Annotated in this window: 15 protein-coding genes; 6 read left to right on the forward strand and 9 right to left on the reverse strand. The window is 70.7% G+C overall.

The features are described 5' to 3' along the window. Positions 1–8: 8 nt before the first annotated feature. From folK to ACWGO0_RS01510, 5 genes are all read right to left on the reverse strand, one after another. Positions 9–620 carry a 2-amino-4-hydroxy-6-hydroxymethyldihydropteridine diphosphokinase gene (gene folK / locus ACWGO0_RS01490; protein ID WP_453526234.1) on the reverse strand — a complete coding sequence of 204 codons (612 nt, stop codon included), beginning with the start codon at positions 618–620 and terminating at the stop codon, positions 9–11. Beyond that, the gene (folB, locus tag ACWGO0_RS01495) at positions 617–976 is read right to left on the reverse strand and encodes a dihydroneopterin aldolase (protein ID WP_453526236.1); all 360 of its coding nucleotides are present in this window, start codon (positions 974–976) and stop codon (positions 617–619) included. The genes folK and folB overlap by 4 nt, the downstream gene beginning before the upstream one ends. Positions 977–1167: 191 nt before the next feature. Further along, positions 1168–1650, reverse strand: coding sequence for a nuclear transport factor 2 family protein (locus tag ACWGO0_RS01500; RefSeq protein WP_453526239.1), 483 nt, complete (start codon positions 1648–1650; stop codon positions 1168–1170). After that, complete coding sequence (gene folP / locus ACWGO0_RS01505) at positions 1647–2507, reverse strand: dihydropteroate synthase (protein WP_453526242.1); 861 nt, start codon at positions 2505–2507, stop codon at positions 1647–1649. Before folP ends, ACWGO0_RS01500 begins: the two co-directional genes overlap by 4 nt. An 82-nt stretch (positions 2508–2589) precedes the next feature. Then, on the reverse strand, positions 2590–3771 hold the full coding sequence (locus ACWGO0_RS01510) for an ABC transporter ATP-binding protein (RefSeq protein WP_453526245.1): 1182 nt from the start codon (positions 3769–3771) through the stop codon (positions 2590–2592). 136 nt (positions 3772–3907) lie between these two features. Here ACWGO0_RS01510 and ACWGO0_RS01515 point away from each other — a divergent pair, with 136 nt between their 5' ends. From ACWGO0_RS01515 to ACWGO0_RS01530, 4 genes are all read left to right on the forward strand, one after another. Continuing rightward, positions 3908–4627 (forward strand): ABC transporter permease, encoded by a 720-nt coding sequence (locus tag ACWGO0_RS01515; RefSeq protein ID WP_453526248.1) that lies wholly within the window; start codon positions 3908–3910, stop codon positions 4625–4627. Between the two features lie 3 nt (positions 4628–4630). Then, positions 4631–5305 (forward strand): ABC transporter permease, encoded by a 675-nt coding sequence (locus ACWGO0_RS01520; protein ID WP_453526251.1) that lies wholly within the window; start codon positions 4631–4633, stop codon positions 5303–5305. 45 nt (positions 5306–5350) lie between these two features. Beyond that, positions 5351–6331: a glycine betaine ABC transporter substrate-binding protein gene (locus ACWGO0_RS01525; protein ID WP_453526254.1), complete on the forward strand. Its 981-nt coding sequence runs from the start codon at positions 5351–5353 to the stop codon at positions 6329–6331. Between the two features lie 103 nt (positions 6332–6434). Beyond that, complete coding sequence (locus tag ACWGO0_RS01530; protein ID WP_453526257.1) at positions 6435–7466, forward strand: hypothetical protein; 1032 nt, start codon at positions 6435–6437, stop codon at positions 7464–7466. A 21-nt stretch (positions 7467–7487) separates the two neighbouring features. On the opposite strand, the gene ACWGO0_RS01535 is transcribed toward ACWGO0_RS01530, so the two are convergent. Beyond that, the gene (locus ACWGO0_RS01535) at positions 7488–8630 is read right to left on the reverse strand and encodes an NADH-quinone oxidoreductase subunit D (protein WP_453526260.1); all 1143 of its coding nucleotides are present in this window, start codon (positions 8628–8630) and stop codon (positions 7488–7490) included. A 61-nt stretch (positions 8631–8691) separates the two neighbouring features. Then, entirely contained in the window at positions 8692–9687 is a 996-nt protein-coding gene (locus tag ACWGO0_RS01540) for an SAM-dependent methyltransferase (protein WP_453526263.1), read from the reverse strand. 96 nt (positions 9688–9783) lie between these two features. Between ACWGO0_RS01540 and ACWGO0_RS01545 the strand changes: the two genes are divergently transcribed. Next, positions 9784–10989: a sensor histidine kinase gene (locus tag ACWGO0_RS01545; protein ID WP_453526266.1), complete on the forward strand. Its 1206-nt coding sequence runs from the start codon at positions 9784–9786 to the stop codon at positions 10987–10989. 47 nt (positions 10990–11036) lie between these two features. Further along, on the forward strand, positions 11037–11714 hold the full coding sequence (locus tag ACWGO0_RS01550) for a response regulator (RefSeq protein WP_453526269.1): 678 nt from the start codon (positions 11037–11039) through the stop codon (positions 11712–11714). 21 nt (positions 11715–11735) lie between these two features. On the opposite strand, the gene ACWGO0_RS01555 is transcribed toward ACWGO0_RS01550, so the two are convergent. Together ACWGO0_RS01555 and ACWGO0_RS01560 are read right to left on the reverse strand one after the other, a co-directional pair. Beyond that, on the reverse strand, positions 11736–12848 hold the full coding sequence (locus tag ACWGO0_RS01555; protein WP_453526272.1) for a DUF5937 family protein: 1113 nt from the start codon (positions 12846–12848) through the stop codon (positions 11736–11738). Between the two features lie 273 nt (positions 12849–13121). Further along, positions 13122–14267, reverse strand: coding sequence for a threonine aldolase family protein (locus ACWGO0_RS01560; protein ID WP_453526274.1), 1146 nt, complete (start codon positions 14265–14267; stop codon positions 13122–13124). Positions 14268–14415 lie beyond the last annotated feature (148 nt).

Genomic DNA, 14415 nt, shown 5'->3' on the forward strand with positions numbered 1-14415 from the left:
CCTAACGACTACTCGGGCAGACGGAGTTCCAGGTCGGCCCGGGGGAGTACGCCGGCCTCGCCGATTCCGGTCAGCAGGTCGGCGACCGAACCGGCGCCGGGCAGCTCGGCCTCGGGGTCCACGTCGTGCCAGGGGGCGAGCACGAAGGCCCGCTCGCGGGCGCGGGGGTGGGGGAGGGTGAGCTGCGGGTCGTCGGAGACCACATCGGCGTACGCGACGATGTCGACGTCGATCGTGCGCGGGCCCCAGCGCTCCTCGCGGACCCGGTCGAAGGCCTCCTCGATCGCCTGGCCGCGCTCCAGCAGCGAGGACGGCGGCAGGGTCGTCTTCACGACGATCACCGCGTTGAAGTACGAGGGCTGGGAGCCGGGAGCGACGCCCCAGGGCTCCGTCTCGTACACCGGGGAGACCGCCTTGACCCGGAGGCCGGGGGTGTCCTCCAGGGCGTCGATGGCGCCCTGGAGGGTCTCCAGGCGGTTGCCCAGGTTGGAGCCCAGGGAGATCACGGCCCGTTTGGGGTTGGAGAGGGTGATGTCCGCGGCGTCCACCTGCTCGACCACGGCCGCGGGAACCGGCTGTACGGTCGGGTCGCTCTGCCCCTCGGTGGAAAATGCAGTCATGCTCGGCTCCGGGTGATGGTGATGGTCACGTCGTCGAACGGGACGGTGATCGGGGCGTCCGGCTTGTGGACTACCACCTCGACCTCCTGGACGCCCTCGTGCCTGAGGCACTGCTGGGCGATGCGTTCCGCGAGGGTCTCGATCAGGTCGACCGGCTCGCCCTTGACCACGTCGACGACTTCCTCCGCGACCACGCCGTAGTGCACGGTCTTCGTCAGGTCATCGGTGGCAGCCGCGGGCCGTGTGTCCAGGCCGAGCACGAGGTCGACGATGAACGTCTGGCCCTCCTGCCGTTCCTTGGGAAACACACCATGGTGCCCACGGGCCTTGAGGCCGCGCAGCGCGACACGATCCACGCGAATCACTCCTGCTGTCGTTGGTCGTTGGGACACCCGGCTGCGTGCGGGCGGCGAAGTGCCCTCTCTTCGAATCTACCTGCGAGCACCGACAGTGCTCGCCCGTGGGGCTATGGACAGAACCCCGGAGGGCTGGTAGCCGCCCATACCCCGGGGCCCGGGAAACCAACCCACAACGAAGGCGTACCCACTCAGGTGGGTGTCTCTTCGTCCTCTTCCTCGCCGGTTTCGGCCAGTACGGGTGAGCCGTGGTGGGACCACAGCTTCCAGCCCCCGGGTGTGCGGCGGAACACGTTGGTCGCGACGACGAGCTGGCCGACCAGCGGTCCGAGCGCGTTGCCCTCCTCGGCCGGGCCGCCGCTGAGGATGTTCTCGGTGCAGGTCACGAGCGCGGTGTCGCCGGTCATCGAGACGCCGACATCGGTCAGGAAGAACTGGATGTACTCCGTGTTCGCCATGATCAGCGCATAGCTGCGCAGCACCTCGCCGCGGCCGGTGAGCACCGGCCATCCCGGGTGCACGCAGGAGATCGTGAGGTCCTCGCCCGGCAGCCAGAGGCCGGAGAGCGTGTCGAAGTCGCCGCGCTCCATCGCCTCGTAGAACGCGGTGTTGGCCTGCTCGACGGCCTCGATGTCGGCGGCTGCCCCGGCGTGCTCGTCGTGCTGCCCGCTCACGCCGCTCCCTCGATGGCGCGGGCGACCCGTACGGCGTCCGCGGTGGCCCGTACCTCGTGCACCCGTACGGCCCAGGCGCCCGCCTGGGCGGAGAGGGCGGAGATCGCGGCCGTGGCGGCGTCGCGTTCGCGGGCGGGCGGCGGGGCGGCCCCCTCACCGGCCAGGACGTGGCCGAGGAACCGCTTGCGGGACGCGGCGACGAGCAGCGGGCGTCCCAGGGCGCGCAGCTCCGCGAGGTGGGCGACGAGCGAGAGGTCGTGCGAGGCGTCCTTGGCGAAACCGAGGCCGGGGTCGATCACCAGCCGTTCGGGGGACACCCCGCCCGCGATCACTGCTTCCATGCGTTCGCGCAGTTCCGCGACGACCTCGGCGACGACGTCCCCGTACACGGCCCTGCTGTTCATGGACTCGCTGAAGCCGCGCCAGTGCATGACGACGAACGGCACGTCCGCAGCGGCGACGACCGGCACCATGTCCGGGTCGGCGAGGCCGCCGCTCACGTCGTTGACGAGCGCCGCACCGGCGGCGACGGCCTGCTCTGCCACGCGGGCCCGCATGGTGTCGACGGAGACCGTGACCCCCTCGGATGCCAGTCCCCGCACGACCGGGACCACGCGCCGCAGTTCCTCGGACTCGTCCACCCGGCTGGCGCCGGGGCGGGTCGACTCGCCCCCGACATCGATCAGGTCGGCGCCCTCGCCGACCAGCACGAGGCCGTGCTTGATCGCGGCCGTGGTGTCGAACCACCGGCCTCCGTCGGAGAAGGAGTCGGGCGTCACATTGACGACTCCCATGACCGCACAGCGGTCCCACTCCGGCAGGTCCTGCACCGTGCCGCGTCCGCGCAACGTACTCATACGCCCAGCGTAGGCCCGCCGGGAGACCCGTCGCGCCGCATGTCCCCCGCGCCCAGGACCCGGCGGGAGCGGGCCGGCGCGGTCACGGGGCCGCAGTCGTGACGCTCGCCACCGTCTCCACAGCCACCTCGGCGCGCGGCACGTCCTGGGCGTCCGCGTCGATCGAGCGGCGCAGGGCCTCGTGGAGGCGGGCGGGGGTGAGGACGCCGAGGAAGCGGCCGGTGCTCTCCTTGTCGATCACCGCGATCCAGCCCGCGTCGTGCTGGAGCATCGTGGCGAACGCCTGCTTGAGCGGTGCGCCGATGGGGAGCCATGCCTCCATGCGGCGGGCGTGTTCGCGGACCGTTCCCTTCGAGGTGGCGGCGTCGCCGGCCGGGATCCAGCCGTGCAGATTGTCGTCACCGTCGAGCACGACGGCCCAGCGCGCGCCCTCGGCCCGCAGCCGCCCGGTCGCCTTCGCGAGCGGGTCGTCGAGGTGGACGACCGGCGGCTGGTCCAGGTCGCTCTCCTCGATCGGGGTGACGGAGAGCCGCTTCAGGCCGCGGTCGGCGCCGACGAAGTCCGCGACGTACGGAGTCGCGGGGGCGCCGAGGACGGTGGCGGGGGAGTCGAACTGGTCGATGCGGCCCTGCCCGTACACGGCGATCCGGTCACCGAGCCGGACGGCTTCCTCGATGTCGTGGGTGACGAACAGCACGGTTTTGCGGACCTGCGCCTGGAGCTTCAGGAATTCGTTCTGCAGACGTTCCCGTACGACGGGGTCGACCGCGCCGAAAGGTTCATCCATCAGCAGTACGGGAGGGTCGGCCGCCAAAGCGCGTGCCACGCCCACGCGTTGGCGCTGGCCGCCGGAGAGTTGTTCCGGATAGCGGTCGCCATAAACGGAAGGATCGAGTCCGACGAGATCGAGGAGTTCGGCCGCGCGCTCGCGTCCCTTTCCGCGTTTCCAGCCCAGGAGATGCGGGACGGTGGCGGTGTTCTCCAGGACCGTCCGGTGCGGGAAGAGGCCGACCTGCTGGATCACATAGCCGATCCGGCGCCGGAGTTGGACGGGGTCGATGGCGGATATGTCCTCCCCGTCGAGGAATATCCGTCCCTCGGTGGGTTCGATCAGCCTGTTCACCATCTTCATGGTGGTCGTCTTGCCGCAGCCGGAAGGTCCGACGAGCGTGACCAGTTCACCCTCGCCGACCTCGAAGGAAAGGTCGTCGACGGCGGTGGTGCCATCGGCGTACCGCTTGGTGACGTGCTCGAAACGGATCATGGGTCCCCATTGTGACGCGCGTTCTGTGAAGGCCGTGTTGCCGGAATGCGACGGCCTCGGCGATTGTCAGTGGTCGAGGATAGGGTCGCCAGACATCAGTTCGGGAGAACGCGACGGTAATCAGGGGGTGGGACGGGTGGCCGGAGAGAACTGCCTCGTGGCGAACGACTGGATCTGCGGCGAGTATCTGCGCTCCCGCAGTCAGGAGTTGACCGATGCGACCGTCCAGCACATCTGGATCACCGCCGTTTCGGTGCTGATCGGGCTGGCCGTGGCCTTTCCGCTGGCGCTCCTGGCCCGCCGCGGCCGGCACTTCGCGGGACCGGTGCTGGGTCTGACGACCGTGCTCTACACCGTGCCGTCACTGGCGATGTTCTCGCTGCTGCTGCCGCTGTTCGGGCTGTCCGCCGCCCTGGTCGTCACCGGTCTGGTGCTCTACTCGCTGACCATTCTCGTACGGAACATCCTGGCGGGCCTCGAAGCGGTGCCGCAGGAGGCGAAGGACGCCGCGAAGGGCATGGGGTACGGCCCGGCGCGGCTGCTGTGGGAGGTCGAGCTTCCCTTGGCGCTGCCCGCGCTGATGGCCGGCCTGCGGATAGCCACGGTGTCGACGGTCGCGCTGACGACCGTGGGTTCGCTCGTCGGCAAGGGCGGCCTCGGCAATCTCATCGAGGACGCGCTGCCGAGCCTCTTCAAGGCCCAGGTGCTGACCGCCTCGGTGCTCTGTGTGCTGCTGGCGGTCGCCGCCGACCTGCTGCTGCTCGGCGTGCAGCGACTGCTGACGCCCTGGACCCGAATACGCGCGACGGCCCGCCCCGAGGCCGGGCCACTGGTCGCGAAGGTGGAGGCGGGCTGATCCGTGGGAGTCATCGGCGACGCCTGGACCTGGCTCACCACCGGGGCCAACTGGTCGGGGGAGAGCGGCGCGGCGCACCGGCTCGGCGAGCATCTGTACGTCAGCGGGGTGGCGCTCGCGCTGGCCTGCGTGATCGCCCTGCCGCTCGCGCTGTATCTGGGACACCTCGGCAAGGGAGGTGCGCTCGCGGTCAACATCTCCAATGTGGGGCGCGCCGTGCCGGTCTTCGCGGTCCTGGCCCTGTTCATGCTCACGCCGCTGCGCAACTCCGGGTACTGGCCCACGATCATCGCGCTGGTGCTGTTCGCCGTGCCGCCGCTGCTCACCAACGCCTACGTCGGGATGACCGAGGTCGACCGGTCCGTGGTCGAGGCCGCCAGGGGCATGGGGATGTCGGGCGGGCAGCTCTTCGCACGGGTCGAGCTCCCGCTCGCCTACCCCATGATCATGACCGGACTGCGCTCCGCCGCCGTCCAGGTGGTGGCCACCGCCTCCATCGCGGCGATGGTCGGTCTCGGCGGCCTCGGCCGGATCATCACCGCCGGATTCAACACGTACGACACCGCGCAGGTCTTCGCGGGCGCGGTGCTGGTCGCCGCGCTCGCCCTGGTGGTGGAGGGGACGCTGATCGCGCTGGACCGGCTGCTGTCCCCCCTGCGCCGCCGGCGGAGTGCCTGACGCCGTGCAGCTTTTGTCACCTTTTCGCTGTGGACGGAGAACATCATGAGCAGGACCTCGCGCATAGCGGGTGCGGTCATCGGAATGGCCGCGCTCGCCGGGTCGCTCGCCGCTTGCGGCGGCGAGAGCCTGGAGAAGGAGAAGAGCGGTTCGGACACCGCGTCGGGCTCGGGCTCCAAGAAGGGCTCGCTCGTCGTGGGCGCCGCGGCGTTCACCGAGTCCAAGGTGCTCGCCGAGCTGTACGCACAGGTTCTCGGCGACGCCGGATACAGCACATCCATCACCACCGTGAAGAACCGTGAGCTGTACGAACCCTCGCTGGAGAAGGGCGAGATCGACGTCGTACCGGAATACGCGGCGACGCTCGCCGAATTCCTCAACGCCAAGGTGAACGGGGCGAGCGAGGCGGAGAAGAAGCCGGTCGCCTCCGGAGACGCCGTCGCCACGGTCAGCGCACTGACGGGGCTCGCCGAACCGCTCGGGCTGAAGGTGCTCCCCTCGGGCGACGCCGTCGACCAGAACGCCTTCGCGGTGACGAAGGAATTCGCCGAGAAGAACAACCTCAAGACCCTTTCCGACCTCGGCAGGTCGAAGATCGAGGTGAAGATCGCCGCCGGTGACGAGTGCGAGGTCCGGCCGTTCTGCGCACCTGGTCTGAAGAAGACGTACGGCATTGATGTCACGGGTATCGACCCCAAGGGCGTCGGCACTCCGCAGTCGAAGCAGGCCGTCAAGGACGGCAAGGACCAGCTGGTTCTGACGACCACCACGGACGCGGTGCTGGACAGTTACGGCCTGGTGTTCCTGGAGGACGACAAGAAGCTGCAGAACGCCGACAACGTCCTGCCGGTCCTCAATGCCAAGGACGCTGGCGCACCGGACATTGCCGACGCGCTCAACAAGGTCACCAAGGTACTCACCACGCAGGACCTCGCGGAACTGAACCGCAAGGTCGACGCCGAGCGCGCCAAGCCCACCGATGTGGCCAAGGAGTATCTCCTGGCGAAAGGCTTGCTCAAGAAGTAGGGCGTGATGAATCGGGTGCTTCGGGAGGCCGTCAGGTAACCGGCGGGGAACAGATTGCCGGGCGGTCTCCCAAGTAACCCGTACACACGGTAAATTTCGAGCCATGCCACGTGGACGTCACCGCCATTCGCCACCCCTGCACAGAATCCTGCCCCCTTCCCTGGTGGCCGGAGTGTCGGTCGTCTGTGCCGCCGGCGCCTGGGTGCTCGCGGAACCTCTCGCCCTGCGCGGCCTGGTGGCCGCGGCGGCGGCAGCCGCCGTCACCGGCGCGTATCTGATGCGCAGCTGGGACCGGGCCGCTGGACTGCGAGTCGCGGAACTGACGCGCGCCCGCGCCAGCGACGAGTGGAAGACCGAGGAGCGCATAGCCGAGCTCGAGGCCGATCTCGAGGAATCCAGGGAGCTGCGCACCCGGCTGGAGACGAAGCTGCGCCGCAAGCGGGTGGAGCTCGCAGGGCTGCGGGGCGAACACGCCGCGCTGCTGCGCCGGTACGCGAACGCCGAGACCGAGCGGGCCAGCGCGCTGGAGGGCCGCAGGCAGCTCGCGCTCGAAGCGGCCACCGCTCCAAGGGAGTTGCCCGCCGCCCGTTCCACGCCCACCCCGGCCGCGTACCTCCGTGCCGCCCAGGCGCTGCGGGACCTCACGCGCAACGCCGCCCTTCAGGAGGCGCGCCACACCGCCGAACAGGCCAGGGAGCGCGACCTCGCCGAGCGCGCCCGGACGCGGGACGCGGAGGCGGAGGGCCCGAAGGGGAAGCACGCGGCGGCCGTCGGGACGGGCGACCACCAGCACCGTCGCCCGTCGGCCGCCCTGTCCGCCCCGCAGCTCAAGCCCGTACCCGTACAGACACCGCGCCCGGTCCCGGCCGCTTCGGCCGTCGTCCCGTACGCGGCCTCCCGCCGCCACCTCGTCCCGCAGGGCAGCTTCGACTTCTTCGGTACGCAGAAGACGAACGCCGCGATCGAGTCCGTGCAGAACGAGGACCTGGCCGACGTGGTGGGCGAGGAAGTCCTCGCCGCCCACCGCACGGGGGCGGCGGAGAACCGTGCCGTGGGCAAGGTCATCGACCTCACCGCCCACGACGAGACCGAGCAGCTGGACGTCGCCGGGCTGCGCAGCGCCGTCTCGTCGTAGCAGCCGGTCCTGCGGGGGCGGCTACTTGTCGATGTCGCCGACGACGAAGAAGAGCGATCCCAGAATGGCCACCATGTCGGCGACCAGGGTGCCCGGCAGCAGCTCGGTGAGCGCCTGGATGTTGTTGAACGAGGCGGAGCGGAGCTTCAGCCGGTACGGGGTCTTCTCGCCCTTGGACACCAGGTAGTAGCCGTTGATGCCGAGCGGGTTCTCGGTCCACGCGTAGGTGTGGCCCTCCGGGGCCTTCAGCACCTTGGGCAGCCGCTGGTTGATCGGCCCCGGCGCCAGGTCGCCCATCCGGTCCAGGCAGGCGTCCGCGAGATCCAGGGAGTTGTGCGTCTGCCCCAGCAGGCACTCGAACCGTGCCAGGCAGTCCCCCTCGGAGGCGGTGACCACCTTGAGCGTGTCCTGGAGCTCCCCGTACGCGAGGTACGGCTCGTCGCGCCGCAGATCGAAGTCGACGCCCGAGGCACGGGCGATCGGTCCGGACACCCCGTACGCGTGCACGGCCTCGGCGGAGAGGACACCCACCCCGCGGGTACGGCCCCGGAAGATCTCGTTGCCGAGCACCAGCTTGTCGTACACGTCCATCCGCGACCGCACCGAGGCGATCGAGTGCCGTGCACGGCCGAGCCAGCCCGCGGGAAGGTCCTCCTTGAGGCCGCCGACCCGGTTGAACATGTAGTGCATCCGGCCGCCGGAGATCTCCTCCATCACGGCCTGGAGCTCCTCGCGTTCCCGGAACGCGTGGAACATCGGGGTGATCCCGCCCAGTTCGAGAGGGTAGGAGCCGAGGAACATCAGGTGGTTGAGCACCCGGTTCAGCTCGGCGAGCAGCGTCCGGGTCCACACGGCGCGCTCGGGGACCTCCATGCCGAGCATGCGCTCGACGGCCATGACGACACCCAGCTCGTTGGAGAACGCCGACAGCCAGTCGTGGCGGTTGGCGAGCATCACGATCTGCCGGTAGTCCCGGGCCTCGAAAAGCTTCTCCGCGCCCCGGTGCATATAGCCGATGACCGGCTCGGCGTGCTGGATCCGCTCGCCGTCGATGACGAGACGCAGGCGGAGCACGCCGTGTGTCGAGGGATGCTGCGGGCCGATGTTGAGCACCATGTCGGTGCTCTCTGCCGCGCCGCCGATGCCGACCGTCGTCTCCGTCATGCCGGACAGTATCCCCCGGGTACGCGGGGCGCCGTCCCGGACCCCGCCCCTGACCCGCGCCTCAGACGCCGGAGGGGCCCACAGGTGTCCGCACGCGTTGCAGCAGCCACCCGAAATCGCCCAGTCCGCCGCGTGCCGTGAGCTCCGCGGCCTCGCCCGACGCGGAGAGCGCCCGGACGTAGCCGGTGGGGTCGGTCGACGCCATGGAGAGCGGCGGCCGTTCACCGCTGACACCCAGTTCCCGGAGCGCCGCACGCTGATCACGCACCTCGGCGGGTACCCCGGCCACTGCGCTCCCCGCCTCGGCGCACGCGTCCAGCGCCACATGGGACGTGAGGTCGCAGCTGCCGTCCGGCACCGGAGGCACCTCGCGGCCCGCGCGGAACCCGGTCAGCGTTCCGTACGGCGGCCTCGCCTCCCGTACATGCGCGTAGTCGGCCGCCACCGCCAGGCCCCCGGCCAGTGAAGCGACCGCCCGCGCCCACGCCTCGTCACGCGGCAGCCCGATCTCCGCCCGGTCGCCGGGATCGGTCAGCGGCCACCAGCGGCGCAGCCACTCCGCGTCCGCCCCGGTCACTGCCTCGCCCAGTCGCTCGGCACCGTCCGCCCGCCGGACGTGGACATAGCGCGCCACCCCGTCGGCGTCGGCCTCGGCGATCTCCGTCGGGACGTTGTCCAGCCATTCGTTGGCGAACAGCAGCCCGGTGACCCCGCGCGGAATCTCCGCGCACCACTCGATCCGGGGATCGAGGCCGGGCGGGCGCGCTGCGATCTCCACCGCGTACGCCCGCACCTGCAACCCGGCGGGCACGGCCGCCAGCACACCCGTCAGCAGCTCGCCCCGGCCCGCGCCCACATCCACCAGGGAGACCTCGTCCGTGCCCAGCTCCCGCGCGGTCTGTGCCAGCAGCCGGGCTACGGCGGTGGCGAAGAGCGGAGAGGCGTGCACCGACGTACGGAAATGTCCCGCCGGCCCCTCCGGCCTCCGGTAAAAGCCCTCGTCCCCGTACAAAGCGGTCTCAGCCGCTTCCCGCCATCCGCACCAGTCATCCGTCACGTAGGCAAGTCTCCACCTTGGGGAGTACGGTCCCAGGACCTGGATCGGCCCTCCGGCTGACCCGGGCACCGATCAGCTATCCCTACGCTGGGTTACGTGCAGCGCCTCTACGACTTCATCCGCAGACACCCGACGGGCGTCGACAGTTTCTGGGCTGTCTTCCTCCTCGGGCTCTCCGGCGTGTCGATGGTGGCCGAAGCGCCCGGTGACGCGCGGGAGCGCCTCCTCTCGGTGCCGATCGTCCTGGGCCTCTGCACCGTCGTCGCGCTGCGCCGGCGGGCTCCCGAGAAGATGCTGCTGCTCACCCTCGCGATGGGCATCGCACAGCTGGTGCTGGACGTCCCGCCCGGTATCGCGGACTTCGCGATGCTCGTGATCATCTTCACCGTGGCCTGCGTCGGGGAGCGCTGGGCGTCCCGGCTCGCCCTGGTCTGCAGTCTCGGCGCGGCCGGTCTCTCGCGGCTGCGCTGGCCGGAGGAAAGCAGCAACGGCAGCTGGGTGCAGGCGGTCTTCGTCGTGGTCGTCATGACGGTGCCCTTCGTGCTCGCCTGGGTGCTCGGCGACTCGATGCGCACCCGGCGCGCCTACTTCGACCAGCTGGAGGAGCGCGCCGCCCGGCTGGAGCGGGAGCGCGAGGCGCAGTCGAAGGTCGCGGTGGCCGCGGAGCGCGCCCGGATCGCCCGTGAACTGCACGATGTGGTCGCCCACAACGTCTCGGTGATGGTGGTCCAGGCCGACGGCGCCGCGTACGTCATGGACGCGACACCGGATCAGGCGAGGCAGGCGCTGGAGACCATTTCGAGCACCGGCCGCCAGGCGCTCGCCGAGATGCGCAGGCTGCTCGGGGTGCTGCGCACCGGTGACGCCCCGGAGAGCGGGGAGTACGTGCCGCAGCCCGATGTCGGGCAGATCGAGGACCTGATCGAGCAGGTCAGGCAGACCGGCCTGGCGGTGGACTTCAAGATCGAGGGCACTCCGCGCTCCCTGCCCAGCGGGGTGGAGCTGACCGCGTACCGCATCGTGCAGGAAGCCCTCACCAACACCCGCAAGCACGGCGGCCCGGATGCCGGTGCCAGCGTCCGGCTGGTCTACTTCGACGACGGCCTCGGGCTCCTCGTCGAGGACGACGGCCGCGGCGCGGCGCATGAACTGTACGAGGACGGCGGCGCCGACGGAGCCGGCCACGGGATGATCGGCATGCGGGAGCGGGTCGGCATGGTCGGCGGCACGCTGGACGCGGGGCCGCGTCCCGGCGGCGGATTCCGGATCAGCGCGCTGCTGCCGCTGAAGCCCGGCCACTAGACGTACCGAAAAGCCCGCAGACCCTCTGATCAGGAACAGGACACCTCATGGCGATCCGCGTGATGCTCGTCGACGATCAGGTGCTGCTGCGCACCGGGTTCCGGATGGTGCTCGCCGCCCAGCCGGACATGGAGGTCGTGGCCGAGGCCGGTGACGGCGCTGAGGCGATCGAGGTGCTGCGCGCCACCGCCGTCGACGTGGTGCTGATGGACGTACGCATGCCGAGACTGGACGGTGTCGAGGCGACCCGCCGCATCTGCGCGCAGCCCGATCCGCCGAAGGTGCTCATCCTGACGACGTTCGACCTGGACGAGTACGCGTTCTCCGGGCTGAAGGCGGGAGCCAGCGGCTTCATGCTCAAGGACGTGCCGCCCGGCGAACTGCTCGCCGCGATCCGTGCCGTGCACAGCGGTGACGCGGTCGTCGCCCCGTCCACCACCCGCCGGCTGCTGGACCGCTTCTCCTCGATGCTGCCCAGCAGCGGCAAGGACCCCAAGCACAAGCACATCGAGAAGCTCACCGAGCGGGAACGCGAAGTGATGATGCTGGTCGCCCAGGGCCTGTCGAACGGCGAGATCGCGGCGCGGCTGGTGCTGTCCGAGGCGACCGTGAAGACCCATGTCGGCCGCATCCTGACGAAGCTGAACCTGCGTGACCGGGTGCAGGTCGTCGTCCTCGCGTACGAGACGGGCCTGGTCCGGGCCGGCGGCGGCGGAACCGCCTGATCCGCACGTGGCGGGCAGGCCCTAACGCAGGACCCCCTCCAGGAAGTCGCTGCCGAGCCGGCTCACCGCGGTCAGGTCCAGCTGGTGCAGGGCGTACCGGCCGCGTCGCCTGGTGGTGAGGAGACCGGCCTTCTTCAGTACCGAGAGATGGCGGGAGACCTCGGGGGCCGTGATTCCGTGCGAGTCGGCGAGTTCGCCGGTGGAGTACGGGGAACGGGCGAGGTGGCGGCACAGGCGCATCCGCATCGGGTGGGCCAGTGCCTCCATCCGGAGCTGGAGCAGTTCCACGGAGGCGGGGGACGGCAGCTCGGGGCGGTGCACCGGGTAGTGGATCACCGGGCGCCAGCCCGGGGCGTGCAGCACCATGAGATGCGGCCAGCCGAACGCGGTCGGTATGAGCGTCAGCCCGGCGCCGACGGCAGGGTCGGTGGCGTCGGCCCGGTCCTCCGTCAGCTTGTCGACACTGATCCGGGTCCCGCTCTCGTTCAGCGAAAGGGCGGCGGAGACCGCGCGCACCGCCTCGTCGAGCCCCTTGTGCCGCAGCAGCTCCGTCTTGTGCCGGGCGTCGGCGACGAGCTGCACCCGCACACGCCGCCAGGTGTCTTCGAAGAACGCCTGATCGCAGTCCTCCAGGAGGCGCCGGATCCAGCTGCGTACGGAGCCGGGGCCGCCCAGCAGCTGCTGGGCGAACTGCAGCTGCTGCGGGCCACGGGTGGCGGCCATGTCCAGTGCGCGGGCCCGCGTCGTCGCGTCCGTCAGCGCGGACCGCGCTCCGATGTCGTAGTGGCTGGCGCAGGTGAATTCCAGAGCGGCGTCGACGAAGCGCTCGTCGTCCAGCTCGTCGAGGATGTCCAGGTCCTCTGCGAGGCTCGCCCCGGTCCTGCCGGCACCGCCGCGCACCCCGGCGAACGGAGTGAAGATGTCCGAGAGGGGGTTGCGCCAGAGGAAGTCCGCCTCGTGCAGCCGGTCCGCGAGGTCGGGCTCCAGGGCGGCGGAGGTCGCGGTCGCCCAGCCGTGCAGTCCCGGATGGTGGCCGGGCTCGGAGAGCGCATGCAGGGCCAGCCCCAGCTCGGCGAGGGGCGAGGTCTCGAAAACGATGCGGTCGGCGGGCAGGCCCGCGATGTCGATGGTCACGCTCACCCCTCCATGATGCGGGGTACGGGGACGGGGCCACGCGCCATTTGACGGTGCTCGTCAATCCACGCGCCGCCCGGCCGCGACCGGCTCACCCTGAAGTCATGGACGCCATTCAGCAGCACATGCTCGACAGCTACCGCGCAGCTCAGCACGGTGAAGCGCCTCCGCCGCCACCCGGCCGGCACGACAGGGAGGTGCTGAGGGAACTCCGCAGACGCCTCCGGACCCGGACGGCCGCGAACCGTCCGCAGCCCCGCCCCTAGGGCCTGCCTACACCAGCCGCTTCACGAACTCCGCCACCGCGCCCCGTACATCCGGGCCCGTCCACTCCAGACCCTCCGCGGCCACCGTGACCTCGGTGAAGGAGACCCCGGGCGGCGTCGACGGCCCGGTGAACCACCGGCGGAACAGTCCCACCCCGGTCTCCTCCGCCTGCCGCACCGAGGCCTCGTTCAGCACATCCGCCCCGTACGGCAGCCAGACCTGGAACTGGTGGGTGTGCGGGGGCTCCGGATGCACCCGGAACCACGGGACCCGCGACTCCGTGAAGCCCTCGGCCAGCGCCCCGGCCACCACCTTGGCGTGCGCCACGTACGCGGGCAGTCTCGGCAGCTCCCGGTCGAGGCCCAGCAGCGCGGAGAGCGCCGCCGGGTACTGCTGGAAGACCTGTCCGCCGTACCGGTGGCGCCACGTCCGCGCCTCCTCGACCAGCACATCGGGACCGGCGAGCACGGCCCCGGAGAGACCGCCGAGGGACTTGTAGAACGACACGTACACACTGTCCGCCAGACCGGCGATCTCGGAGAGCTCGCGCCCGAAGTGCGGGCCGCACTCCCACAGCCGCGCACCGTCCAGGTGGACCACCGCGTCCCGCTCACGCGCGGCAGCCACCACGTCCTTCAGCGCCTCCCACTCGGGCAGGACGAAACCGGCGTCCCGCAGTGGCAGTTCCAGCATCAGCGTGCCGAACGGCTCGGGGAAGTCCCGGATCTCGTCGGCCGTGGGCAGCCGTGGTGCGGACGTCGGATGCACCGTACGCAGCCCGCTCACGGCACTCAGCGCGCCCCGCTCGTGCACCTCGGGGTGCGAGAGGGGGTGCAGGGCCACGGCCGTGCTGCCGGTCCGCCCCGCCCAGCAGCGCAGCGCGACCTGCTGGGCCATCGTCCCGGTCGGGAAGAACGCCGCGGCCTCCATGCCGAGCAGTCCGGCAACCCGTCGCTCGACCTCGCCGACGACCCCGTCCCCGTATAAATCCGTCCAGTCGTCCAGGTCGTGGACGGCGCCCGCGTCGGCCGCGAGCGCGGTCAGCCGCTCGCCGATCGTGGCCTCCGCCGACGACCGCGAGAGGATCCTCGCGGACCGCTGCCACGCGACCAGCCTGCGCTGCCGCTCCTTCTGCCCATCGGTGTCCGTCATGGGACGATCATTACCCGCGCCACCGACATCGTCCGACCGGATTTCCGCCGGAGCCGCAGAGTTACCCACAGGCTGTGGACAGCCGTGAGGCACCGCGAAACGCTGGCGTAGCATGCAGAGATATCGTCCGGTACCCCCCGCGGACTGG

Source organism: Streptomyces sp. NPDC055749, from assembly GCF_053617235.1.

What these genes read in the sequence shown, in the direction of transcription:
- ACWGO0_RS01530 (WP_453526257.1), top strand. Translation starts at nt 6,435, where the DNA reads ATGCCACGTGGACGTCACCGCCATTCGCCACCCCTGCACAGAATCCTG.
- folP (WP_453526242.1), bottom strand. Translation starts at nt 2,507, where the DNA reads ATGAGTACGTTGCGCGGACGCGGCACGGTGCAGGACCTGCCGGAGTGG.
- ACWGO0_RS01510 (WP_453526245.1), bottom strand. Translation starts at nt 3,771, where the DNA reads ATGATCCGTTTCGAGCACGTCACCAAGCGGTACGCCGATGGCACCACC.
- ACWGO0_RS01560 (WP_453526274.1), bottom strand. Translation starts at nt 14,267, where the DNA reads ATGACGGACACCGATGGGCAGAAGGAGCGGCAGCGCAGGCTGGTCGCG.
- ACWGO0_RS01550 (WP_453526269.1), top strand. Translation starts at nt 11,037, where the DNA reads ATGGCGATCCGCGTGATGCTCGTCGACGATCAGGTGCTGCTGCGCACC.
- ACWGO0_RS01535 (WP_453526260.1), bottom strand. Translation starts at nt 8,630, where the DNA reads ATGACGGAGACGACGGTCGGCATCGGCGGCGCGGCAGAGAGCACCGAC.
- ACWGO0_RS01525 (WP_453526254.1), top strand. Translation starts at nt 5,351, where the DNA reads ATGAGCAGGACCTCGCGCATAGCGGGTGCGGTCATCGGAATGGCCGCG.
- folK (WP_453526234.1), bottom strand. Translation starts at nt 620, where the DNA reads ATGACTGCATTTTCCACCGAGGGGCAGAGCGACCCGACCGTACAGCCG.